Raw genomic sequence first — 21,588 nt, 5'->3', positions numbered from 1 at the left:
GTGACCCCGCCGGGCAGCCGGACGGCCCGCTCCGCGCTCACAGGGCACGCTTCCGGGGTCCGGGCACCTGGGCGTCGGATTCGCGCAGGTACAGGGGGGTGGAGTCCAGGAGCTCTTCTCCCGCGGAGAGCCGGGCGAGTGCGAACTGGCCGAGCGAGAGGGCCTCCGGCTGGCGGCTGCTGAATTCCGCGACCGCCTTGACGGCGTCGGAGTAGATTCCTGCCCCGGCACCGTACACGGGAAGATCCGGCAGGTCCGCGGCGAATCCCACGTGCGGGCCGTCCTCCAGATGCGGCAGCTGGGCATCGGAGAGGGTGTACCGGGCCCAGTACACTTCCTTGCGGCGCGCATCCGTGGCGACAATGAACTCCGCGGCCGAATCGGTGGATTCGGCTACTTCCAGGGCGATCGCGTCCAGGCTCATGACGCCGTACAGCGACTTGCCCCAGACAAAGGCGAGGGTGCGGGCCGTGACGATCCCGGAGCGCAGTCCCGTGAACGGGCCGGGGCCGACGCCGGTGACGATAGCGTCGACGTCGTGCCCGCTGACGCCGGCCTCAGCCAGGAGCCCGTCGATCCCCGGGGCCAGGACCTCCGCGTGGGTGCGCGTGTCCTCGGTGGCGAAGCTGGCGAGCACGGATTCCGGCGCATCATCCGAGACCAGGGCGGCGCTGGCGACAGCTGAGGTGTCGATGGCGAGGATCAGCATCAGGGATTCCGTTCCGGGGTCTGGGGCGTGGTGCCGGGCCGGGGCCCGGCGCCGGGCGTGGTCTCGGGCAGGGGCTCGAAACGGGGCAGGGGCTCGACGACGTGCCCGGGCCCGGCGCCGGGCAGCGCCGGCGCTTCGGCCCAGCGCGGGCCGAAGCCGCGGATCACGACGGTCCGCGGCTCGTCGTCGTCGTCCGTGTCGAAATCCAGAACGGGACCGGCGCCGGTGTCGGCGGAAGCGGCGGCGCCTCCGCGGGTGCGGTGGAGTTCGACCTCCAGCCGGCTGTCGCTGAGGTGCTCAACCCGGCCGCGGCCCCACTCGACCACCGTCACGGCGCTGTCCATGGTGTTTTCAAGATCGATGTCGTCGATCTCGGCGGCTGACTCCAGCCGGTAAGCGTCCACATGCACCAGGTCCGGTCCGCCCGGCCGGGGTCCTCCGGGCAGGTTGGGGTGGATGCGCACCAGGACAAAGGTCGGCGAGATGATGCCGGCCCGCACCCCCAGGCCCTCCCCCAGCCCCTGCGTGAACGTGGTCTTGCCGGCACCCAGTTCGCCGGTCAGGACCAGCAGATCGCCGGTTTCCAGCACGGCGCCGAGGGCTGCGGCGAGCGCATGCGTCTGCGCCGCCGTGTGGACCTCAAGGCTGCGTTCCCACGCGGGCGCGCTCACGGCCGCTCTTCGCCGGTGGAGGGCTCTTCGTTCAGGTAGCGGCGCGGCACGCGGGGGCTGATCCTGGTGACGATCTCGTAGTTGTTGGTACCGGCGGCCTTGGCCCAGTCATCTGCCGTGGGTCCGCCGTCGGCGCCGTCGCCAAACAGCACGGCCTCGGCGCCGAGGATGCTCGGGCCTCCGGCCGCCACGTGGCGGGGTCCGAGGTCGATCACCATCTGGTCCATCGCAATGCGACCCACAACCGGATAGTTCACGCCCTCGACCCGGACGGGGCCACCGGTGGCGATGCGCGGCACGCCGTCGGCGTAGCCCAGCGGGATGAGCCCGAGGGTGCTGACGCCGTCCGTGCGGTAGTTCAGCCCGTAGGAAACGCCCTGCCCGGCGGGAACGTCCTTGCAGTGCGAGACCACCGTGCGGACCGTCATGGCCGGGCGCAGCCCGAGCTCGGCCGGACTCTGGCCCTCGAAGGGCGACAGCCCGTACAGGCCCAGCCCCACGCGGACCAGGTCAAAGTGGGTGTCCGGCCGGGAGAGGGTGGCCGGGGTGTTGGCCAGGTGGCGGACCTCGGGGTCCACGCCGGCGTCCTGGGCGACGGCGAGGACCTGGCGGAACGCGGCGAGCTGCTCGTCGGTTTCGGGCCGTTCGGGTTCGTCGGCGACGGCCAGGTGGGAGAAGATCCCCACGACCCGGAGCAGGCCCTGGTCCTGGTGTTCCATGGCTTCGCCGACCAGGCTGTCCCAGGCGTCGAGGGTGGCACCGTTGCGGCCAAGCCCGGTGTCGACCTTCAGGTGGACGCGGGCGGGCCGTTCCTGCTCGCGGGCCGCGGCCACGATCCGGTCCAGTTCCCAGCCTGAGCAGCCGATGTCGATTCCTGCGGCCACTGCGGCGGCGAAGTTGCTGTCCGGGGTGTGCAGCCAGGCCAGCAGCGGCGCCTCGATCCCGGCGGCGCGCAGGGCGAGGGCTTCGGAGATGTGGGCGACGCCCAGCCAGCTGGCACCCGCGCCGAGGGCCGCGCGGGCCACCTGGACGGCCCCGTGCCCGTAGGCGTCGGCCTTGACCACGGCCATGACCTGCGCGGGTGAGGCCACCGCTGCGATGCGGCGGACATTGTGCCGGATGGCTTCGAGATCGATTACGGCTGAGCGCTCCTCAGCGTGGGCCGGCACTGCCGCCGAACCGGGCAGGAGATCGCCTGTTGCTGCTTGGTAAGTCACCTAACGATTCTAGGCGCGGCGCTGCGGGCCGAATAATCGGCCGTGCCCGGCCACCGCTGGCCCTGCCTATTCCTCCCCCGGGACATGCCCATTTTTCACACCCACGGCCGCGCAGAACGGGTCCATGCCCACGCCCCGGCCCCAGCGGAGGACATGCCCACTGGTGGCACGAACCCGGCCGGACACCCACCGCGGGACATGCCCATTTTTCACACCCAGGGCCGCGCAGAACGGGTCCATGCCCACGCCCCGGCCCCAGCGGAGATCATGTCCACTAATGGCACGAATCCGGCCGGACATGACCGGAGGACATGTCCACTGGTGCCAGCCACGAGAGCCCGGCCGCGCCGGCCCGGCTACGCGTCGGACTGGTGGGCGATGGTCGCCGTCGCGCGCCGCTGCGCCTCGGGCGGAACGTCGCGCACGATCTCTTCCAGGAAGTGGTAGCGGCGAAGCCATTGGCTGCTTTGGCGTTCCTTCCGGGCGTTGGCCCGCTGCCACCAGTCGGCAATGTCGCCCCAGCCGGGCGCGGCCAGCGAACCGCCCACCTCCTGGACGGCCAAGGCGGCGCACAGATTGGCGAAGCGGAGACGGTCTCCCAGCGGCCAGCCGGCCAAGGACCCGACAATGAAGGCCGCACCGAAGCAGTCACCGGCGCCGGTGGGATCGTAGGCCCGGACCGGCAGGGACGGGACCCACTCCTCCTCCCCCGTTTCCGAATCCACGGCCATGGATCCCTGGGCGCCGAGGGTGACCACCGCCACCGGAACCCGGTCCGCGAGCGAGTACAGGGCGGACCAGGGGTCGTCCCGGCCCGTGAAGTTCATGGCCTCGTGCTGGTTCGGCATGAAAGCGTGGAAATATTTCAGGTTGTCCAGCCGGGTCGAGGACCACGCGCCGGTGGGGTCCCAGCCGACGTCGCCGAACAGCTGGACGCCGTTCTGGTGCGCGTCGACAGCCCACGGTTCGAGTTCCTCCCCCAGCTCCGCAACGGCTGCGAGCGCCGGCGGCGGGCATCCGACCAGCTCGGTGGAGGTCACCGGCGCAGGGTGCCCGTGCGTCACCATGGACCGGTCCTTCTCCACGCTCAGGGACACCGTGACGGGCGAATGCCAGCCTGGAACGCGCCGGGACAGGGACAGGTCCACGTGTTCCTGGGCGGCCAGAATCTTCCAGTTGTAGTCACCGTAGCCGTCATCGCCGAACACGGCGGCAAGACCGGTCCGCAGTCCCAGCCGGGAGGCGGCGATGGCCTGATTGGCGACGCCCCCGGGGCAGCTGCCCATCCCGTCGCTCCAGATTTCCGTGCCGGGCTGCGGCGCGTGGGGCAGCCCGGTGAAGATGATGTCCTGGAACACGGTCCCGGTCAGGAGCAGGTCGAATCCGTCCGCGGTCGGGCTGCGGACGGCAGAGAGCGGATCAAATCGCCGCGCCGGGGTCGCGTCCATATACGGCACATTACGCTGTACCGCCGCCGAGGGATACCAGGGAAAGCGGGGCCCAACCCGGCGGGGATCAGGGCGGGGAATAGACTGTCCGCATGCGGCTCACGATCGCCGGCGGGGGCGGCTTCCGCGTCCCCCTGGTCTACCGGGCGCTCTCTGCCGGGCCTTTCGCGGGGCTGGTGCGGGAGCTGGTGCTCTACGACGTCGACCCCGCCAGGCTGTCGGCCATCGAGGTAGTCCTGGCCTCCCTCACCCGGCAGGGCCCGCCCGGTTCCGGCCCGCAGATCCGTGCCGTGTCCTCGCTCCCCGAGGCCCTGGACGGCGCCGACATGGTCTTCGCCGCCATCCGGCCCGGCGGCACCGCGGGCCGGACCGCCGACGAGCGGATCGCCCTGGACCTCGGACTCCTGGGCCAGGAGACCACCGGCGCCGGCGGGATCTCCTACGCGCTGCGCTCCATTCCGCCGATGCTGCGGCTCGCCGAAGAAATGCGGAGCCGCTGCCCCGGGGCGTGGCTGCTCAACTTCACCAACCCCGCCGGCATGGTCACGGAGGCCCTGATCCCCGTGCTCGGTGCCAAGGTGATCGGGATTTGCGACTCCGCCAGCGGCCTGGTGCACCGCGCGGCGCGGGCAGCCGGTGTCGCACTGCCGGAGGGCACGCTCGACGGCGTGGGCTACTACGGCCTGAACCACCTCGGCTGGCTGTACCGGCTGGAGGCCGGGGGCCGGGACGCCCTCCCGGAACTGCTCGCGAACCCTGCGGCGCTGTCGGAATTCGAGGAAGGCCGGCTATTCCCTCCCGGGTTGCTGGCCAGCCTTGGCTGCCTGCCGAATGAATATCTTTTCTACTACTACGACACCGTCCGGGCTGTCGCCGGCATGCGTGCCGCAGGTCAGACCCGGGGGGAATCGATCGCCAGGCAGCAGGCCGAGCTCTATCCCCGGCTGGCTGCCGCCGGAGCCGAGGCTTATGCACTGTGGGAGGACGCCCGACGGTCCCGCGAGGAGGGCTACCTCGCGGAGGCCCGTACCCCGGGCGAACGCCGCGACGAGACCGACCTCGCCGGCGGCGGCTACGAGCGGGTGGCGCTGGCAGCCATGCGTGCCCTCTCCGGCGGCGGCGGGGCGGACCTGATCCTCAACACACGCAACGCCGTCACCGCCGCCGCGGCCGCGGGCGCGGAACCGGGCGGCGCCGGGTCCGGAGCCCAGGTGGTGCCGGCTGTCCCGGGGCTGCCGGCCGACGCCGTCGTCGAAGTTCCGTGCCGGGTGACGCCCGACGGCGCTGTGCCGGTCCCGCAGGACCGTCCGGGACCGGCGCAACTGGACCTGCTGCTGCGCGTCAAGGACGTCGAACGGCTCGTGGTGGAGGCGGCGACGACCGGCCGGCGGGAGGCGGCCCTCGCCGCGTTCGCCAGGCATCCGCTCGTGGATTCGGAGGTCCTCGCCGGCAAACTGCTGGCCGGCTATGAAGCAGCCTTCCCGGAGCTGGGCCGTCTCTGGCACGGCGGGCCGTAGTTGCCCGCGGGCCTCAAGGTCCCGCCAACACCAGCGTCCCGCGGCACCGGGCCGGCAACCCTACAGCTTCCGGTACATCACGTGCAGGCCCACGTAGCCCAGATCAGGGTGGTTGAACGCCTCGGGAATGGTCGCGAGCACCTCGAAGCCCATGGTTTTCCACGCTGCCACGGCCCGGACATTGCTTTCCACCACGGCGTTGAACTGCATGGCCCGGAAACCCGCGTCGCGCGCGGCGTCGAGCGAATAGGTGCAGAGGGCCCGGGCCAGTCCGCGGCCGGCCTGGGCCGGGTGGACCATGTAGCCCGCGTTGGCCACATGGCTGCCGCCGCCGCCCTGGTTGGCGTGCAGCTCGCCGGTGCCAAGAATTGCGCCGGTGTCGGAGGCAACCGCGACGAACGTCCGGCCCGGCGCCTGCTTGAACCAGCGTGCGCGGGCCTCGTCCTCGGCCGTGTCCCGGTCCCAGGTAAAAGTCTCCCCGGCCCGGATGACGGGTTCCAGGATCGCCCAGATGCCCGGCCAGTCCTCCGGGCCAGCCTCCCGGATGGTCCAGCCGGCTTCAGGTTCTGGTCCTGTCGTTGTGTTCACAGCGGCCACGTTAGCAGCACGCCATGGTCTGCGGACCAAGCCTGCGGACCCGTGAACCGGCCGGCACTTCAGGAGTAATGTTTTATCGACATGCATTGGGCAGAATGAAATGGGCAGAGGAAAGGGGAACCGTGTCGCTGATCCGCCGCGTCGCTTTCCTTTCCCTGCACACCTCGCCCATGGAACAGCCCGGCTCCGGTGACGCCGGCGGCATGAACGTGTACGTCCGGGCGCTGGCCGCCGCCCTCGCCGAAACCGGCGTGGAGGTGGAGATCTTCACCCGGTCCACCTCGGCCACGCAGCCCGCCGTCGAACACCCGTCCCCGGGCGTGTGCGTGCACAACGTCCTCGCCGGCCCGCCCCGGAAGCTGCCCAAGGAGGAGCTACCGGGGCTGCTGCACAGCATGGTCGCCGAGATCAACCGGATCCGCCAGCTCCAGCCGCACGGCCGGTATGACGTCATCCATTCCCACTACTGGGTCTCCGGGGTGGCCGGGCTGGAGCTCGCGGAGCTGTGGCGGCTGCCCCTGGTCCACACCATGCACACGATGGCGAAGGTCAAGAACCAGCTCCTCGAGTCCGGCGAACAGCCCGAGCCGCGGCGGCGGGAGGACGGCGAGCACCGGATTGTCGACGGCGCCACCCGGCTGATCGCCAATACCGGCACCGAGGCGGCCGAGCTGGTCTCGCACTACAACGCCGACATCGACCACATCGACGTCGCGCCGCCCGGCGTGGACCTGGCCGTCTTCACCCCGGCCTTCAGGAACCGGGCCAGGTCCCAGCACGGCATTGCCCCGGGTAAGTTCCATCTGCTGTTCGCGGGCCGGATCCAGCGGCTCAAGGGCCCGCAGATCCTGATCAAGGCGGCGGCGCTCCTGCGCTCCCGGCGCCCGGACATCGACCTGCAGCTGACCATCCTGGGGGCCGTCAGCGGCGCCAAGGACTTCAACCTCAAGACGCTGATCAGCGCCGCCGGAATGGACGACGTCGCCACGCACCACCCGCCGGTGAACGCCCCTGAGCTGGCCGGCTGGTACCGGTCCGCCGACGTCGTAGTGATGCCCTCCTACAGCGAGTCCTTCGGCCTGGTGGCGCTGGAGGCGCAGGCCTGCGGGACGCCCGTCCTCGCCACGAAAGTGGGCGGCCTCTCCCGCGCCGTCCAGGACGGACGGACCGGGATGCTGATCGAGGGCCACAAGGCCAGCGACTGGGCGGACGCCCTCGAGTCGCTCTTCGACGACGCCCAAACCCGCACCGACATGGGGCGCGCCGCCGCGATCCATGCCCAGGAGTTCGGCTGGCAACACACCGCCGCGATTACGCTGGATAGCTACCACACCGCCGTGAGCCAGTATTTTGGAAGCCTGACCATCCCGGTGGGCCACATACCCTGAACCGGATCCACCCCCTCACACCCCGCCCGGCAACACCGGACCGGGACAAACCCGCCGACGCCACGAGCCGAAGGACAACGATGTCTGAGACCACCACTGCCGGGAACAACGTCCCCAGCGACCTGGAAATTGCCCAGCGGGCAGTCATGAAACCGATCGTGGAGATTGCGGCGGCCGCCGGCATCACCCCGGACGCGCTGGAACTCTACGGACCCTACAAGGCCAAGATCGACCCGGCGAAGCTGGCCGTTCCGGCGGGCTCCCCCGTGCGCGCGCCCGGCAAAGTGGTTCTGGTCTCCGCGATGTCGCCCACCCCCGCCGGCGAAGGCAAGTCCACCACGACGGTGGGGCTCGCGGATTCCCTGGCCCGGGCCGGGCACAGCGTGATGATCGCGCTGCGCGAACCCTCGCTCGGCCCCATCCTGGGCATGAAGGGAGGCGCGACCGGCGGCGGCTACTCCCAGGTGCTGCCGATGGACCAGATCAACTTGCACTTCACCGGCGATTTCCACGCCATCACCTCGGCGAACAACGCCCTCATGGCCCTCGTGGACAACCACATCTTCCAGGGCAACGAGCTCAACATCGATCCGCGCCGGATGACCTTCAAGCGTGTCCTGGACATGAACGACCGGTCCCTCCGGGAGGTTGTGATCGGCCTCGGCGGGCCGGCCCAGGGCACGCCGCGGCAGGACGGCTTCGACATCACCGTGGCCTCGGAGATCATGGCCGTGTTCTGCCTCGCCACGGACCTGAACGATCTGCGCGACCGGCTCGGCCGGATCACGTTCGGCTACACCTACGACCGCCGGCCCGTCACCGTGGCCGACCTCGGCGTCCAGGGCGCCCTGACCATGCTGCTCAAGGACGCGATCAAACCCAACCTCGTGCAGACCATCGCCGGCACCCCGGCGCTGGTGCACGGCGGGCCCTTCGCCAACATCGCCCACGGCTGCAACTCCCTCATCGCCACGCAGACGGCCCGCCGCCTCGCGGACATCGTCATCACGGAGGCGGGGTTCGGCGCGGACCTCGGCGCGGAAAAGTACATGGACATCAAGGCGCGGATGGCCGACGTCGCCCCGTCCGCCGTCGTCCTCGTGGCCACAGTCCGGGCGCTCAAAATGCACGGCGGCGTGCCGAAAGACCTGCTCAAGGAGCCCAACGTGGAGGCGCTGGCCGCCGGCGTCGCCAATCTGCGGCGCCACATCCGCAACGTCGAGAAGTTCGGCATCACCCCGGTCGTCGCGGTCAACAAATTCGCCACGGACACCGCCGAGGAGCTGGACTGGCTGCTTCAGTGGTGCGCCGCGGAGGGTGTCCAGGCCGCGGTGGCCGACGTCTGGGGCCGCGGCGGGGGCGGCGACGGCGGCGACGAGCTCGCGGCGAAGGTGGCGGCCGCGATCGACGCCCCGCACGGCTTCCGGCACCTGTACCCGCTGGAGATGTCTGTGGAGGACAAGATCCGGACCATCGTGCAGGAGATCTACGGCGCCGACGGCGTGGACTTTTCCGTCCCGGCCCTCAAACGGCTGGCCGAGATCGAGAAGAACGGCTGGTCCGGGATGCCGGTGTGCATGGCGAAGACCCAGTACTCCTTCACCGACGACGCCACCCGGCTCGGCGCGCCCAAGGGCTTCACCATCCACGTCCGGGACCTCATCCCCAAGACCGGCGCGGGCTTTATCGTGGCACTCACCGGCGCGGTGATGACCATGCCGGGCCTGCCTAAGGTGCCGGCCGCGATGCGGATGGATGTCGACGACGCCGGCAACCCGGTGGGTCTCTTCTAACCCCCCCGACGCTCCCTCAGGCCCGGCGCGCCGCCAACCGACGCTCCCTCACGTCCGGCGCGCCGCCAACCAACGCTCCCTCACGTCCGGCGCGGCGCTGGCGCCCGCCGCCGGCAGGCCAGGGGCATCTGTGGATAACTTCTGCGCGGCTTTCCAAATAGTTTCAAAATTCCAGCATGGAGAAACTGACGAAGCTTCCCGGTCCGCTCACCGCAGGTCCCTTTACTATCGCTGATGCACGGTCCTTGGGAGTGCCGAGAACCAGGCTCCGGCGCTCCGACGTAATTCACGTCAGCCGAGGTCTTTACCGGCCCGCGGATTGGAACTTCGAGCTGGAGACGGCGGCTCGTGCATTGGCCGCAGCGTCGCCCGGCGCCTGGATCTCCCACGTCACCGCCGCCAGGCTCCGATGCCAGATATTGCCTCCATGGCTCTCGGACTCGGAGGAGCTACACCTGAGCAAGCCGCGGGCGCTCCCGGAGATCCGGCGCAAAGGCATCCTCGGGCACACGGTTCTGGCGTTGGACGGCGAGGTCGAAACAGTGGACGGGATCCGGATCAGCACGCGCTCCCGCACGTGGCTCGACCTCGCCCTGCGGTTGAGCCTGCCGGAGTTGGTCTGCATGGGTGACGAGCTGGTGCGGATTCCCCGGCTGGGGTTGGAAGGGCGTAGTGATCCCTTTGCGACCATCGATGAGCTGCGTTGGATGGTGGGCCGGCACCCGAACCTACAGGGAATAGTCCGCGCCCGTGCCGCACTCGACTTGATGCGCGTGGGCTCGGATTCAGCGCCGGAGACGTTGCTGCGGCTAGCTATATGCGACGCCGGACTCCCGGAACCTGAACTGCAGCTCCGGCTGCGACCGGACAGTCCTGCCGCGCCGACGGCGGACCTGGGGTATCGCCGTCCGCGGCTGGCAGTTCAGTACGACGGCGGGCACCACCTGCTGCCCGCACAGATCTTTAGCGACCGCCGCCGGGACAAGGCCTTCGAGGCAGCGGGATGGACGGTGCTCGTCCTGACAAAAGATGACCTCGCCGACGGCTTCTCCGGCGCCGTCGCCAAGATGAAGCGAATCCTCCGCACGTCATACCTCAGTCCGCCGGCCGCAGCTGGCTTTTCCAGCGCAATCTGAGGCAGCGAGCCCCCGATGTCTGCAAAACGTGAGGGAGGATCGGGGCGGTATCGACCAAAAGTGAGGGAGCGTCCCCGGGCCCAATCCGAAAACGACGACGCTCCCCCACCATTGGTGAGGGAGCGTCGGGTTGGAACACGCCAAACGTGAGGGAGCGTCCGGGGACAGCGGGGGCGGGTTAGCGCTCCAGATCGCCGCGGATGAAGGCCTCGACCTTTTCACGGGCGAGGTCGTCGTTGAACTGCTCCGGCGGGGACTTCATGAAGTAGCTCGACGCCGAGACCAGCGGTCCGCCGATGCCGCGGTCCAGGCCGATCTTGGCGGCGCGGATGGCGTCGATGATCACGCCGGCGGAGTTGGGCGAGTCCCAGACTTCGAGCTTGTATTCCAGGGACACCGGGGCGTCGCCGAAGTTGCGGCCCTCCAGGCGGACGAAGGCCCACTTGCGGTCATCGAGCCACTGGACGTAGTCGGACGGGCCGATGTGGACGTCCTTGGCGGCGAGCTCGGCCTCGACGTTGGAGGTGACGGCCTGGGTCTTGGAGATCTTCTTGGACTCCAGGCGGTCGCGCTCGAGCATGTTCTTGAAGTCCATGTTGCCGCCGACGTTCAGCTGGTACGTGCGGTCCAGGGTGACGCCGCGGTCCTCGAACAGCTTGGCCATGACGCGGTGCGTGATGGTGGCACCGATCTGGCTCTTGATGTCATCGCCCACGATCGGCACGCCGGCGGCGGTGAACCTGTCCGCCCACTCCTTGGTGCCGGCCAGGAAGACCGGCAGGGCGTTGACGAACGCCACGCCGGCGTCGATCGCGCACTGGGCGTAGAATTCGGCGGCCTGCTGGGACCCGACCGGCAGGTAGCAGACCATGACGTCAACCTGGGCATCCTTGAGGGCCTGGACGACGTCGACCGGCTCCTCCGGGGACTGCTCGATGGTCTCGAGGTAGTACTTGCCCAGGCCGTCCAGGGTGTGGCCGCGCTGGACGGTGACGCCGGTCGGCGGGACGTCGGCGATCTTGATGGTGTTGTTTTCGCTGGCCAGGATGGCGTCGGAAAGGTCCTGCCCCACCTTCTTGCCGTCGACGTCGAACGCGGCAACGAACTGGACGTCACCAACGTGGTACTGGCCGAACTCCACGTGCATCAGGCCCGGGATCGTGGCCTTGGGGTCGGCATCTTTGTAGTACTGGACGCCCTGGACCAGCGAAGCGGCGCAGTTACCTACGCCGACGATTGCAACACGAATCGGATGTGAAGACACGGAACTCCTTTTGAGAAACAAGGGTGACCGGCGCGGCCGCACTCTGATGTATTGCATCAGAGTGCGGGCGGCAGGCGGACACGGCGCCGTAAGGCGCCCTTAGTAGTCTAGTCAACGCCGCCGGGGCCGCGGTTGTTCCCCCGAGGCCCCGGCGCTTGTGTTAACTGGGGGTGCCTACGACTTCTGGGCCCACAGGTTGATGTCTGATTCGACGGCGAATTCATCGATCGCGTCGATCTCATCGGCCGTGAATTCCAGGTTGTTGATCGCAGACAAGGTGTCCTCGAGCTGCCGGACGCTGGACGCGCCCACCAGAGCGGAGGTGACGGAAGTACCCTTGCCCTGATCGCGCAGGATCCAGGCGATGGCCAGCTGCGCGAGGGTCTGCCCGCGGCCCTCCGCGATCCGGTTGAGCCCGCGGACCCGGTCCAGCTTGTCCTCAGTGATCATGCCTTGGTCCAGGGACTTGTCCTGGGCGGCGCGGGAGTCGGCCGGAATGCCCGCCAGGTAGCGGTCGGTCAGCATGCCCTGCGCCAGCGGCGAGAACGCGATCGCCCCGGCGCCCACCTGCTCCAGCGCCTCGAAGAGGTTCGGGCTGCCGTTCTCGGTCCAGCGGTTCAGCATCGAGTAGCTGGGCTGGTGGATCAGCAGCGGGGTGCCGAGTTCCTTCAGGATCCGGGCCGCCTCGAGAGTCTGTTCCGGGGTGTAGGAGGAGATGCCGGCGTAAAGCGCCTTGCCGGAGCGCACGGCCTGGTCCAGGGCGCCCATGGTCTCTTCCATCGGCGTCTCGGGGTCCGGGCGGTGGCTGTAGAAGATGTCCACATAGTCCAGGCCCATCCGGCCCAGCGACTGGTCCAGGCTGGCCAGCAGGTACTTGCGGGAGCCAAAGTTGCCGTATGGGCCCGGCCACATGTCATAGCCGGCCTTGCTGGAGATGATCAGCTCGTCGCGGTACGGCTTGAAGTCGTCCTTGAAGTGGCGGCCGAAGTTGGTCTCGGCGCTGCCATAGGGCGGCCCGTAGTTGTTGGCGAGGTCGAAATGGGTGACACCCAGGTCGAAGGCGCGGCGCAGGATGGCGCGCTGGATTTCGAACGGCTTGTCGTCGCCGAAGTTGTGCCACAGGCCCAGTGAGATGGCCGGGAGTTTCAGGCCGCTGCGCCCCACGCGGCGGTAGGGCATGGAGTCGTAGCGGGTATCAGCTGCCAAATATGTCATACGTCAGATCCTGCCTTAGTGGGTGAGTACCGCGGCGCTGTGGCCGGGTAGATGCAGTGGTGTGACCGACGCCGCGCAGCCGGCAGCGGGTTCCGCGCCGGAAGCCGGGCCCAGCCGGACGCCGTCGTCGGTTGCGAGGGCCAGGGCCGCCCCGCGGACCGGGACCCGCCGCGCCTCGGCGGAAAAGTTCATCGCCACCTCGGTGCGGCCGCGGCGCAGCAGCAGCCAGCCCTCGTCCTCGCTGACGTCGACGGCGGTGTCCTCGAAGCCGGGTTCCGTCAGGTCCGGCGTCGTGCGGCGCAGGGCGATAAGTGCCCGGTACAGCTCCAGGAGCCGGGCGTGGTCCCCTTCCGAGGCCTCGGCCCAGTCCAGCTTGGACCGGGTGAAGGTCTCCGGATCCTGCGGATCGGGGACGACGGCGGGGTCCCAGCCCATGCGCTCGAACTCCCGGATCCGACCCTCGGCCGTCGCCTTGCCCAGCTCCGGTTCCGGGTGGGAGGTGAAGAACTGCCACGGGGTGGTGGCCCCGTATTCCTCGCCCATGAACAGCATGGGCGTGAACGGCGAGGTCAGGGTGGCGACGGCGGCGAGCGCGAGCGGCCCGTAGCCCAGGGTCTGGGACAGCCTGTCCCCGGTGGCCCGGTTGCCGATCTGGTCGTGGTTCTGGCTGCACACCACCAGCGCGGCCGGGTGGACCTGGGCCGGGTCAATGGGCCGGCCGTGGTGGCGGGCGCGGAAGCTGGAGTAGCTGCCGTCGTGGAAGAACCCGCGCTCCAGGACCTTGGCCAGCGCCCCGAGCGAGTCGAAGTCGGCGTAGTAGCCGGTGGTTTCGCCGCTGACGTTGACGTGGACGGCGTGGTGGAAGTCATCGCTCCACTGCCCGGCCAGCCCGTACCCGTTGGTGTCCCGCGGGTAGAGCAGGCGCGGGTTGTTCAGGTCCGATTCCGCGATCATCGTGGCCGGACGTCCGGTCTCGGCGGAGATTTCGTCGGCGAGCGCACCGAAGTCCTCCAGCAGGTGCACGGCGCGCTCGTCCTTGAAGGCGTGCACGGCGTCCAGCCGCAGGCCGTCCACGTGGTAGTCCCGCAGCCACATCGCGGCGTTGTCCAGGATGTAGCGGCGCACCTCGTCCGACTCTGGGCCGTCCAGGTTAACCGAGTCGCCCCAGGTGTTGCCCTCCCCCGATTTCAGGTAGGGCCCGAACCGGGGAAGATAGTTCCCGCTGGGGCCGAGGTGGTTGTAGACGACGTCCTGGATGACGCCCAGGCCGGCGGCGTGGGCGGCGTCCACGAAGCGCTGGTACGCGTCGGGCCCGCCGTAGCCCTCGTGCACGGCGTACCAGAGGACACCGTCGTAGCCCCAGTTGTGGGTGCCGTTGAACCCGTTGACCGGCAGCAGCTCCACGAAGTCGATGCCCAGTTCCGCCAGGTACGCCAGCTTCCCTGCCGCGGCGTCCAGTGTTCCCTCCGGCGTGAACGTGCCCACATGGAGTTCGTAGATCACGGCGCCCTTGAGCTCCCGCCCCGCCCACTGGCCGTCGGCCCATTGGTGGCGTCCGGCGTCGAACGTGCGGGAGAGCGCGTGCACGCCCGCCGGCTGGCGGCGGGACCGCGGGTCCGGCAGCGGGGTGGGATCCCCGTCCACCAGGTACCCGTAGTCCACGTCCCCGGCGGCGGGCGCCCCGGCGGCGGTCCACCAGCCGGGTGCGTCCGTGCCGCGGCGGGTCATGTCGTACTTCCGGCCATCAGCGAGGAGCGTGACCGCCTGCGCTTCCGGTGCCCAGAGATCGAAGCGGTCGCTTCCGTGTGCAGGCAAGGTCATGGCATTCTTCCGTTCCCCATGTCGGTACTTCTTCGTGCTACAGGTTCTGCTTAGGCGGTGGGCACCAGGAGGGCCACGGGGTAGTCCCGCAGGATCTCCCCCACGGCCACGGCGCCCGGACCGTGCGTGGCACCGGTCAGTTCATCGGCCATGGCCGCGGCGAGCTCGATGGTCGTGTCCTGCCACCCACCGCGCTGCTCCAGGCCGCGGGGCAGCCGGGTGGCGAGCGTCAGCGCGCCCGGGGCTGCGGGAGTCCCGCGGTCAAAGGCGAGCAGGTGCGCAGCGGCGGACCCCGTGGCGGTGACCGGGGTGTACCCGGTAAACAGCTCCAGCCGGTCCCGCCGCAGCCGCAGGGCCCGCGAGGTCACCAGGAGTTTCGCCGCGTCGTCCAGGAACGACGCCGGACGCTCGCCGGCGTCGAGCGCGGCGAGGGCGCGCCGGCGGGCACCGAAGTCGAACGGCCGCCGGTTGTCCGGGTCGGTCAGCGAGCGGTCCCAGAATTCGGTGCCCTGGTACACGTCCGGCACCCCGGGCATGGTGAGCTGCACGAGCTTGGCGCCCAGGGCATTGGCGGCCCCGTAGGGCTCCAGCAGGGCCACGAGGGACTCCAGTTCCGCGGTCACCTCCGGGGTGTCGAAGGCGGCGTCGACGGCGGCTGCAAGTTTCGCTTCGAAGGCCTCGTCCGGATCGATCCAGTTGGTCGAGTTTCCGGCCTCCCGGGCGGCTTTTTGCGCGTAGGACTGCAGCCGGTCGCGGTCTGCAGGCCAGACGCCTGCGACGGCCTGCCACAGCAGGTTGGCCAGCGGGCCGTCCGGCAGCGGCGCCAGCTTCTGCAGCCGCTGCAGGGATGCCTGCCATTCCGTTGCGAGCTCGGCCAGAACCGAGATCCGGGCCCGGGTGTCCTCGCTGCGCTTGGTGTCGTGGGTGCTGAGGGTTGTCATGGACAACGGCAGCTCGGCCTGGCGCCGGGCCATCCGGGTGTGGAATTCCTCCGGTGCCACCGCGAACTCAGTGGGGTCGGCGCCGACTTCGGTCAGGGTGCCCAGCCGGGTGTAGCGGAAGAACGCGGTGTCTTCCACGCCCTTGGCCATGACCATCCCGGAGGTCTGCTGGAAGCGCATGCCCAGTTCGGCCTGAGTGTCGAGCAGCAGCGGCAGCAGCACGCCGACGGCGCCTTCCAGTTCGGGGCGGCGGCGGACCGCGAGTTCGCAGGCCTCTTTCAGGACGTCCGCACCCTCCGGAAGGTAGCTGCGGTAGACCGGGAACGCGGCGATGATCTCGGACAGTGCGTCCGCCGCGGCTTCCTGGCCCAGTCCTGCCGCGGCAGGGACCAGCCGAGCCAGCCGGAGCATTTCCGAGTGCAGGATTCCGTCCGTTATCCGCCGTTTGGTGCCGCGGATCATGTCCTCGTAGTCGGCAGTGCCGCCGCGCAGTTCGGCGTCGAGTGCGTCAAGCGGGCCCTGGCCCGCGGCGTCGACGAACACCCGGTCCACGTCCGCGAGGGCGTCGTAGCCGGTGGTGCCCTCGCACTCGAAGCCGGCCGGCAGGGCCTCGCCCGGTTCCAGGATCTTCTCGATCAGCAGGTAGCTGCCACCCGTGGCCTCCCGCAGCCGGCGCAGGTATCCCTCCGGATCGGCGAGGCCGTCCGGGTGGTCGATCCGCAGCCCGTCGACGAGCCCTTCGCGGAACCAGCGCACAACCTCCGCGTGGGCTTCATCGAAGACCTCGGGGATCTCCACCCGGATCCCCGCCAGGCTGTTGACGGCAAAGAACCGGCGGTAGTTCAGGTCCGTGTCGGCCCGGCGCCAGCCGATCAGTTCGTAGTGCTGACGGTCATGGACCTCGCGGGGATCGTCGCCAGTGGAGTCACCTTCGGTGTACGTGCCCTCGGCGAGCGGAAACCTGTGGTCGTAGTAGCGCAGTTCCCCGTCCTTGATTTCCAGGGCGTCGACGTCGGAGTCGTTCCCCAGCACAGGGATCCGCACCCGGCCGCCGCCGAAGTCCCAGTCGACGTCGAACGCCTGCGCGTAGCGGGACTGCTGCCCCTCCTTCAGGAGGGACCACCACCACGGGTTCTGCGCCGGGGTCGCGACGCCGACGTGGTTGGGCACGATGTCGACCAGTACGCCCATGCCGGCCTCCCGCGCGGCGGCCGACGCCGCCAGCAGGCCGTCCGCGCCGCCCCTGTCCGGATCAATGGCCGAGGGATCGGTGACGTCGTAACCGTGGTCCGAACCCCGCTCCGCCGTGAGGATCGGGGAAAGATAGATCCAGTCCACGCCCAGCGACTTCAGGTACGGCATGGTCTGCGCGGCGTCCTGGAGCGTAAAGCCGGGACGGATCTGCAGCCGGTACGTCGATACGGGTGTTCTCATGAGGCCGGACCCTTCTTTGGCTGCGGCTTCTTGCCGGCCTTGGTCGAGGCACGTTTGCCCGGGGCGCGCTTCGCGGGAGTGGCCGTATCGGCGGCGGCCTTGGCGGCATCCGCCGCAGCCGCAGCGGCCTCAGCCTCGGCGGCAGCCGCGGTCTCGGCGGCAACCTCAGCCTCAGCCTCAGCCTCAGCCTCAGCGGCCGCCGGAGCCGCCGCCGAGCCCTCTTCCTCGTGCTCGGCCATCGCGGCCAGGGAGGCTGCCGCGGAGTAGTCCACTTCCACCTCGGGGCCGGAGTGTGCCCGGAGCACCACCATTGACTTGGCCGCCAGCTTCAGAACGGATCCGGCCTTGAGAGGTTCCTCGGTGTCGGCCTGGTCCGCGGTGTCCACCAGCACGTCCCAGAACCGTGAGTACTCCTCGGACGGCAGCTCAAAGTCCACGTCGTCGTCGTGGGCGTTGAAGCCGAGCAGAAAACTGTCGTCGGTGATGCGGCGTCCGCGGGAGTCTTGTTCCTGGATCCCGTGGCCGTTGTAGAACACACCGATGGTCCGGCCGAAGCCGCTGCCCCAGTCCTCCGGGAGCATTTCGGTGCCGTCCGTTTTCAGCCAGACGATGTCGGGCAGCTTCTCGCCCTCGCCACGGCGTACCGGGCGGCCGTCGAAGAAGCGGCTGCGCCGGAAGGTCGGGTGGTCGTGCCGGATCTTGTTGACGACGGCGGTGAATTCCACCAGCGGCTGGTCCATCGCGTCCCAGTGGATCCAGCTAAGTTCGGAGTCCTGGCAGTAGGTGTTGTTGTTGCCCTGCTGGGTCCGGCCCAGTTCGTCGCCGTGCAGGAGCATCGGGACGCCCTGCGAGAGCAGCAGGGTGGCGATGAAGTTGCGCTGCTGGCGGGCGCGGAGGGTCAGGACGTGGTCGTTGTCCGTGTCCCCCTCTTCGCCGCAGTTCCAGGAGCGGTTGTGGGATTCGCCGTCGTTGTTGCCCTCGCCGTTGGCCTCGTTGTGCTTCTCGTTGTAGGACACGAGGTCGCGCATGGTGAAGCCGTCGTGCGCCGTGACGAAGTTGATCGAGGCCACCGGGCGCCGGGCGGAGCTCTCATAGAGGTCAGCCGAACCGGTCAGACGCGAGGCGAATTCGCCCAGGGTCGAGGGCTCGCCGCGCCAGAAGTCGCGGACCGTGTCGCGGTATTTGCCGTTCCACTCGGTCCACTGGGGAGGGAAATTGCCCACCTGGTAGCCGCCCGGGCCGATGTCCCACGGCTCGGCGATCAGCTTGACCTGGGAGACGATCGGGTCCTGCTGGATCAGTTCGAAGAAGGTGGACAGCTTGTCGACGTCGTAGAACTCGCGGGCCAGGGTGGAGGCGAGGTCGAAGCGGAAGCCGTCGACGTGCATTTCCGTCACCCAGTAGCGCAGGGAGTCCATCAGCAGCTGAAGGGAGTGCGGGTGCCGGACATTGAGGGAGTTACCGGTGCCGGTGTAGTCCATGTAGTGCTTCTGGTCATCGTCCACCAGCCGGTAGTAGGCGGCATTGTCGATGCCCTTGAAGGACAGCGTGGGGCCGAGGTGGTTGCCTTCCGCGGTGTGGTTGTACACCACGTCCAGGATCACTTCGATGCCGGCCTTGTGCAGCTCGCGGACCATGGCCTTGAATTCCTGCACCTGGTGCCCGACGTCGCCGGAGGAGCTGTAGGTGTTTTGCGGCGCGAAGAAGCCGATGGTGTTGTAACCCCAGTAGTTGTTGAGGCCTTTTTCCTCGAGCGTGCCGTCGTTGACGAACTGGTGGACGGGCATGAGCTCGATCGCGGTGACGCCGAGCTTCTTCAGGTGCTCAATCACGGCCGGGTGGGACACGCCGGCATAGGTGCCTCGCTGCTCTTCGGGAATTTCCGGGTGGAGCTCGGTCAGGCCCTTGACGTGTGCCTCGTAGATGACCGACTGGTGGTAGGGGATCCGCAGCTGGCGGTCGCCGTCCCACTCGAAGAACGGGTTGATGACGACGCCGTGCATAGTGTGCGGGGCCGAGTCGCTGTCATTGCGCGAGTCGGGGTCGCCGAATTCGTAGGTGAAGAGCGCCGGGTCCCAGTCGATCTGGCCTTGGACGGCCTTGGCGTAGGGGTCCATCAGCAGCTTGTTCGGGTTGAAGCGGTTGCCGTGTTCGGGGTCGTACGGGCCGTGGACCCGGTAGCCGTACTTCTGCCCGGGCTGGACCTGCGGCAGGTAGCAGTGCCACACGTAGCCGTCCACTTCGGTCAGTTCGATCCGGGTTTCGGTGAGGTCGTCAGCGAGGAGGCACAGCTCCACCCGCTCGGCGCGCTCGCTGAACAGGGCAAAGTTGGTGCCAGTGCCGTCAAAAGTGGCTCCCAGCGGGTAAGCCGATCCGGGCCAGACTTCCATGTGTACTCCTCGTGCGGAACGAATATTCTCTAGACAGACTACTTGTAAGTAGGGTTAGTATTTGGCCGGGCGCTCGGAGCGCCCCCGTTTGTTACAGCTCCCGCATCACCTCCGGGACGGCACGCGCGATCGCCGTTGCGGTCACCGGCCCCCCGCGGGAAGCCCGGACTCCGGCAAGACCGTGGATGCTGGCGGCCATCGCCGCGATCGCCGCCCATCTGGCGTCGGGGTCGATGTCGTATGCACCGAAGCGCCCGACGTCGGCGCCCAACTGGGCCAATAGTGCGCCGATGACTCCGGCCAGGACGTCGCCGCTGCCTGCCGTGGCGAGCCAGGGCGTGCCTTCGGACTGGCTGAAGAAGTCCTGGAAGGGGGAGGCCACAAGGGTCGTAGCGCCCTTGAGCAGCACGGTGGCTTCGGTCAGGCCCGCAGCCCGCCGCACTGCGCTGAGGGTGGATGCCTCGACCTCGGAGCGGTCCAACCCAGCCCCGAGGCGCTGAAGCATTGCCGACAGTTCGCCGGCGTGGGGTGTCAGGATCACTTGCGGGGCCAGCACATCAGGCAGGGCCGGCAACGCGCCGGCGTCGGCGATCGTCGGCAGGCCCGAGTCTGCGGCGTCGCGGGCGCGCTGCAGCTGCTCCTCATCGGAGTCATCCAGTCCGGAGCCGACGAGCCAGGCCTGAACGTGCGTGTCGGCCACGGCGCCGGCGCTGCACACCACCTCGGGGCAGGACCGGCGGACCAGGTCGGCGACGTCCGGCGGCCCCAGGTAACGAACCATCCCGATGCCGGCGGCCAGGGCGCCCTGGCAGGCGAGCACGGCAGCGCCCGGATAGGCGCCGGAGCCCGCGACCACCCCCAGCACCCCTCTGGAGTACTTGTGCGCCCGCCGCTGTGGGCGTGGCAGGAGGGCGGACAGGTCTGCGGCCTCAAGCCGTCGCAGGGACGGCCATGGCAGCGCCTGCTCGATTCCGATCGGGACCACCCGGATGGCGCCCGCGAAGTCCGCGCCCGGGTCCGCCAGAAGGCCGGCCTTGGCGGCCCCAAAGGTGACCGTCATGTCGGCCGCCAGCACGGGCGCGTGCGCCTCCCCCGTGTCCGCGCCTACCCCGCTGGGGATATCGCAGGCCACCACCAAGGGGGATCGGGAGCCCGGGCGGGAGCGCCCCAGGGCCGCGACCAGCTCGGCGGCCGGTCCCCGCAGCCCGCCCTGGGCTCCGGTCCCGAGGACTGCGTCGATCACGACGTCGGTGCCGCCGGCCAGCGCGGCGAGTTCGGCCGCGTTGTCCCCGGTGAGGACCACGGCATACCCGCCGGCCTTCCGGAACGCCGCCAGCCCGGCGTCGTGGGCAGTGCCGGCGGTGAGTACCGCCGTCGTCCGCATGCCGCGGCGGGCCAGCAGCGCGGCGGCGAAGAGCCCGTCTCCGCCGTTGTTGCCCTTGCCCGCCAGCACGGCCACGCTGGAGCCGTACAGCCGCTGCCCGCGGCTCCGCAGTTCGCGGATCACGGCGTTGGCGAGGCCGTACGCGGCCCGCTGCATGAGAACAGCGCCCGCACCGGAGCCCAGCGTGTCGTCGAGAAATGGCTTTTCGGCCTCTCGCACTTGGGTTCCGGTGTAGGCGCTGATCATGGTTTCAGTCCATTCGCGGTCGCTGGGGAATGCCTGGCGCTGGGGCCGGTTCTGTCTGGAGGGCCGCCTTAGCCTTCGGCGACAACCGTCGCGGTGGCGATCCCGCCGTCGTGGCTCATGGACAAGTGCCAGCGCTTGACGCCCTTGGACTCCGCCACGGCCAGCACGGTGCCTTTGACCTGGACGGTGGGACCGTTCTGGTCCAGCCCGATCCAGCAGTCCTGCCAGTTCATGCCGGCCGGCGCCCCCAGCACTTTCGCCACGGCCTCCTTCGCGGCAAACCGCGCGGCGAGGGAGCGCGTGTTCAGTTCCCGCTCGGCGGGGACGAACAGCCTGTCGCGCAGCCCGGGGGTGCGCTCGAGCTGGCGTCCGAACCGCTCAATGTCTACGACGTCTACGCCTATGCCAACAATCATG

16 protein-coding genes are annotated in these 21,588 nt (G+C 69.3%); 4 read left to right on the top strand and 12 right to left on the bottom strand.

What is annotated here, in order from left to right:
• Positions 1-37: 37 nt before the first annotated feature.
• The 4 genes from tsaB to B5X90_RS04245 all read right to left on the bottom strand — a co-directional run bounded on the left by tsaB (position 38) and on the right by B5X90_RS04245 (position 4,045).
• Positions 38-709: a tRNA (adenosine(37)-N6)-threonylcarbamoyltransferase complex dimerization subunit type 1 TsaB gene (gene tsaB, locus B5X90_RS04260; protein ID WP_079550205.1), complete on the bottom strand. Its 672-nt coding sequence runs from the start codon at positions 707-709 to the stop codon at positions 38-40.
• On the bottom strand, positions 709-1,380 hold the full coding sequence (tsaE, locus tag B5X90_RS04255) for a tRNA (adenosine(37)-N6)-threonylcarbamoyltransferase complex ATPase subunit type 1 TsaE (RefSeq protein WP_079550204.1): 672 nt from the start codon (positions 1,378-1,380) through the stop codon (positions 709-711). The genes tsaB and tsaE overlap by 1 nt, the downstream gene beginning before the upstream one ends.
• Positions 1,377-2,597: an alanine racemase gene (gene alr, locus B5X90_RS04250; RefSeq protein ID WP_079550203.1), complete on the bottom strand. Its 1,221-nt coding sequence runs from the start codon at positions 2,595-2,597 to the stop codon at positions 1,377-1,379. Before alr ends, tsaE begins: the two co-directional genes overlap by 4 nt.
• A gap of 356 nt (positions 2,598-2,953) precedes the next feature.
• Positions 2,954-4,045 (bottom strand): carbohydrate kinase family protein, encoded by a 1,092-nt coding sequence (locus B5X90_RS04245; protein WP_079550202.1) that lies wholly within the window; start codon positions 4,043-4,045, stop codon positions 2,954-2,956.
• A gap of 92 nt (positions 4,046-4,137) precedes the next feature.
• Here B5X90_RS04245 and B5X90_RS04240 point away from each other — a divergent pair, with 92 nt between their 5' ends.
• Positions 4,138-5,562, top strand: coding sequence for a family 4 glycosyl hydrolase (locus B5X90_RS04240; RefSeq protein WP_079550201.1), 1,425 nt, complete (start codon positions 4,138-4,140; stop codon positions 5,560-5,562).
• A gap of 60 nt (positions 5,563-5,622) precedes the next feature.
• Here the strand turns inward: B5X90_RS04240 and B5X90_RS04235 are convergent, their stop codons facing one another.
• Complete coding sequence (locus tag B5X90_RS04235; protein WP_143264647.1) at positions 5,623-6,150, bottom strand: GNAT family N-acetyltransferase; 528 nt, start codon at positions 6,148-6,150, stop codon at positions 5,623-5,625.
• Positions 6,151-6,281: 131 nt separating this feature from the next.
• Here B5X90_RS04235 and mshA point away from each other — a divergent pair, with 131 nt between their 5' ends.
• From mshA to B5X90_RS04220, 3 genes are all read left to right on the top strand, one after another.
• Positions 6,282-7,547, top strand: a complete 1,266-nt coding sequence (gene mshA / locus B5X90_RS04230) for a D-inositol-3-phosphate glycosyltransferase (protein ID WP_079550537.1) — start codon at positions 6,282-6,284, stop codon at positions 7,545-7,547.
• 80 nt (positions 7,548-7,627) lie between these two features.
• A complete protein-coding gene (locus tag B5X90_RS04225) occupies positions 7,628-9,340 on the top strand; it encodes a formate--tetrahydrofolate ligase (protein ID WP_079550199.1) in 1,713 nt (570 codons plus the stop codon).
• A gap of 176 nt (positions 9,341-9,516) precedes the next feature.
• Positions 9,517-10,476: a hypothetical protein gene (locus B5X90_RS04220; RefSeq protein WP_079550198.1), complete on the top strand. Its 960-nt coding sequence runs from the start codon at positions 9,517-9,519 to the stop codon at positions 10,474-10,476.
• 178 nt (positions 10,477-10,654) lie between these two features.
• Here the strand turns inward: B5X90_RS04220 and B5X90_RS04215 are convergent, their stop codons facing one another.
• From B5X90_RS04215 to B5X90_RS04185, 7 genes are all read right to left on the bottom strand, one after another.
• Positions 10,655-11,740: an inositol-3-phosphate synthase gene (locus tag B5X90_RS04215; RefSeq protein ID WP_079550197.1), complete on the bottom strand. Its 1,086-nt coding sequence runs from the start codon at positions 11,738-11,740 to the stop codon at positions 10,655-10,657.
• A 174-nt stretch (positions 11,741-11,914) separates the two neighbouring features.
• Positions 11,915-12,955 carry an L-glyceraldehyde 3-phosphate reductase gene (gene mgrA / locus B5X90_RS04210; RefSeq protein WP_079550196.1) on the bottom strand — a complete coding sequence of 347 codons (1,041 nt, stop codon included), beginning with the start codon at positions 12,953-12,955 and terminating at the stop codon, positions 11,915-11,917.
• A 15-nt stretch (positions 12,956-12,970) separates the two neighbouring features.
• Positions 12,971-14,776, bottom strand: a complete 1,806-nt coding sequence (treZ, locus tag B5X90_RS04205; RefSeq protein WP_079550195.1) for a malto-oligosyltrehalose trehalohydrolase — start codon at positions 14,774-14,776, stop codon at positions 12,971-12,973.
• Positions 14,777-14,826: 50 nt separating this feature from the next.
• Entirely contained in the window at positions 14,827-17,151 is a 2,325-nt protein-coding gene (gene treY / locus B5X90_RS04200; RefSeq protein ID WP_079550194.1) for a malto-oligosyltrehalose synthase, read from the bottom strand.
• Positions 17,148-19,541 carry a glycogen debranching protein GlgX gene (glgX, locus tag B5X90_RS04195; protein WP_079550193.1) on the bottom strand — a complete coding sequence of 798 codons (2,394 nt, stop codon included), beginning with the start codon at positions 19,539-19,541 and terminating at the stop codon, positions 17,148-17,150. Before glgX ends, treY begins: the two co-directional genes overlap by 4 nt.
• Positions 19,542-19,632: 91 nt before the next feature.
• Entirely contained in the window at positions 19,633-21,171 is a 1,539-nt protein-coding gene (locus B5X90_RS04190) for an NAD(P)H-hydrate epimerase (protein ID WP_079550192.1), read from the bottom strand.
• Positions 21,172-21,239: 68 nt separating this feature from the next.
• The gene (locus tag B5X90_RS04185; RefSeq protein WP_018773713.1) at positions 21,240-21,587 is read right to left on the bottom strand and encodes a holo-ACP synthase; all 348 of its coding nucleotides are present in this window, start codon (positions 21,585-21,587) and stop codon (positions 21,240-21,242) included.
• Between the last annotated feature and the right edge of the window lies 1 nt (position 21,588).

This window comes from Arthrobacter sp. 49Tsu3.1M3, from assembly GCF_900168135.1.
Taxonomy (GTDB): Bacteria; Actinomycetota; Actinomycetes; order Actinomycetales; family Micrococcaceae; genus Arthrobacter.
Note: the sequence above shows the minus strand (reverse complement) of the source record. Positions and strands in the feature narration are given on the sequence as shown.

Coding starts and splice junctions, on each gene's coding strand:
- tsaB (WP_079550205.1), bottom strand. CDS start 709: ATGCTGATCCTCGCCATCGACACCTCAGCTGTCGCCAGCGCCGCCCTG.
- B5X90_RS04245 (WP_079550202.1), bottom strand. CDS start 4,045: ATGGACGCGACCCCGGCGCGGCGATTTGATCCGCTCTCTGCCGTCCGC.
- B5X90_RS04240 (WP_079550201.1), top strand. CDS start 4,138: ATGCGGCTCACGATCGCCGGCGGGGGCGGCTTCCGCGTCCCCCTGGTC.
- B5X90_RS04225 (WP_079550199.1), top strand. CDS start 7,628: ATGTCTGAGACCACCACTGCCGGGAACAACGTCCCCAGCGACCTGGAA.
- B5X90_RS04220 (WP_079550198.1), top strand. CDS start 9,517: ATGGAGAAACTGACGAAGCTTCCCGGTCCGCTCACCGCAGGTCCCTTT.
- mgrA (WP_079550196.1), bottom strand. CDS start 12,955: ATGACATATTTGGCAGCTGATACCCGCTACGACTCCATGCCCTACCGC.
- treZ (WP_079550195.1), bottom strand. CDS start 14,776: ATGACCTTGCCTGCACACGGAAGCGACCGCTTCGATCTCTGGGCACCG.
- treY (WP_079550194.1), bottom strand. CDS start 17,151: ATGAGAACACCCGTATCGACGTACCGGCTGCAGATCCGTCCCGGCTTT.
- glgX (WP_079550193.1), bottom strand. CDS start 19,541: ATGGAAGTCTGGCCCGGATCGGCTTACCCGCTGGGAGCCACTTTTGAC.
- B5X90_RS04190 (WP_079550192.1), bottom strand. CDS start 21,171: ATGATCAGCGCCTACACCGGAACCCAAGTGCGAGAGGCCGAAAAGCCA.
- B5X90_RS04185 (WP_018773713.1), bottom strand. CDS start 21,587: ATGATTGTTGGCATAGGCGTAGACGTCGTAGACATTGAGCGGTTCGGA.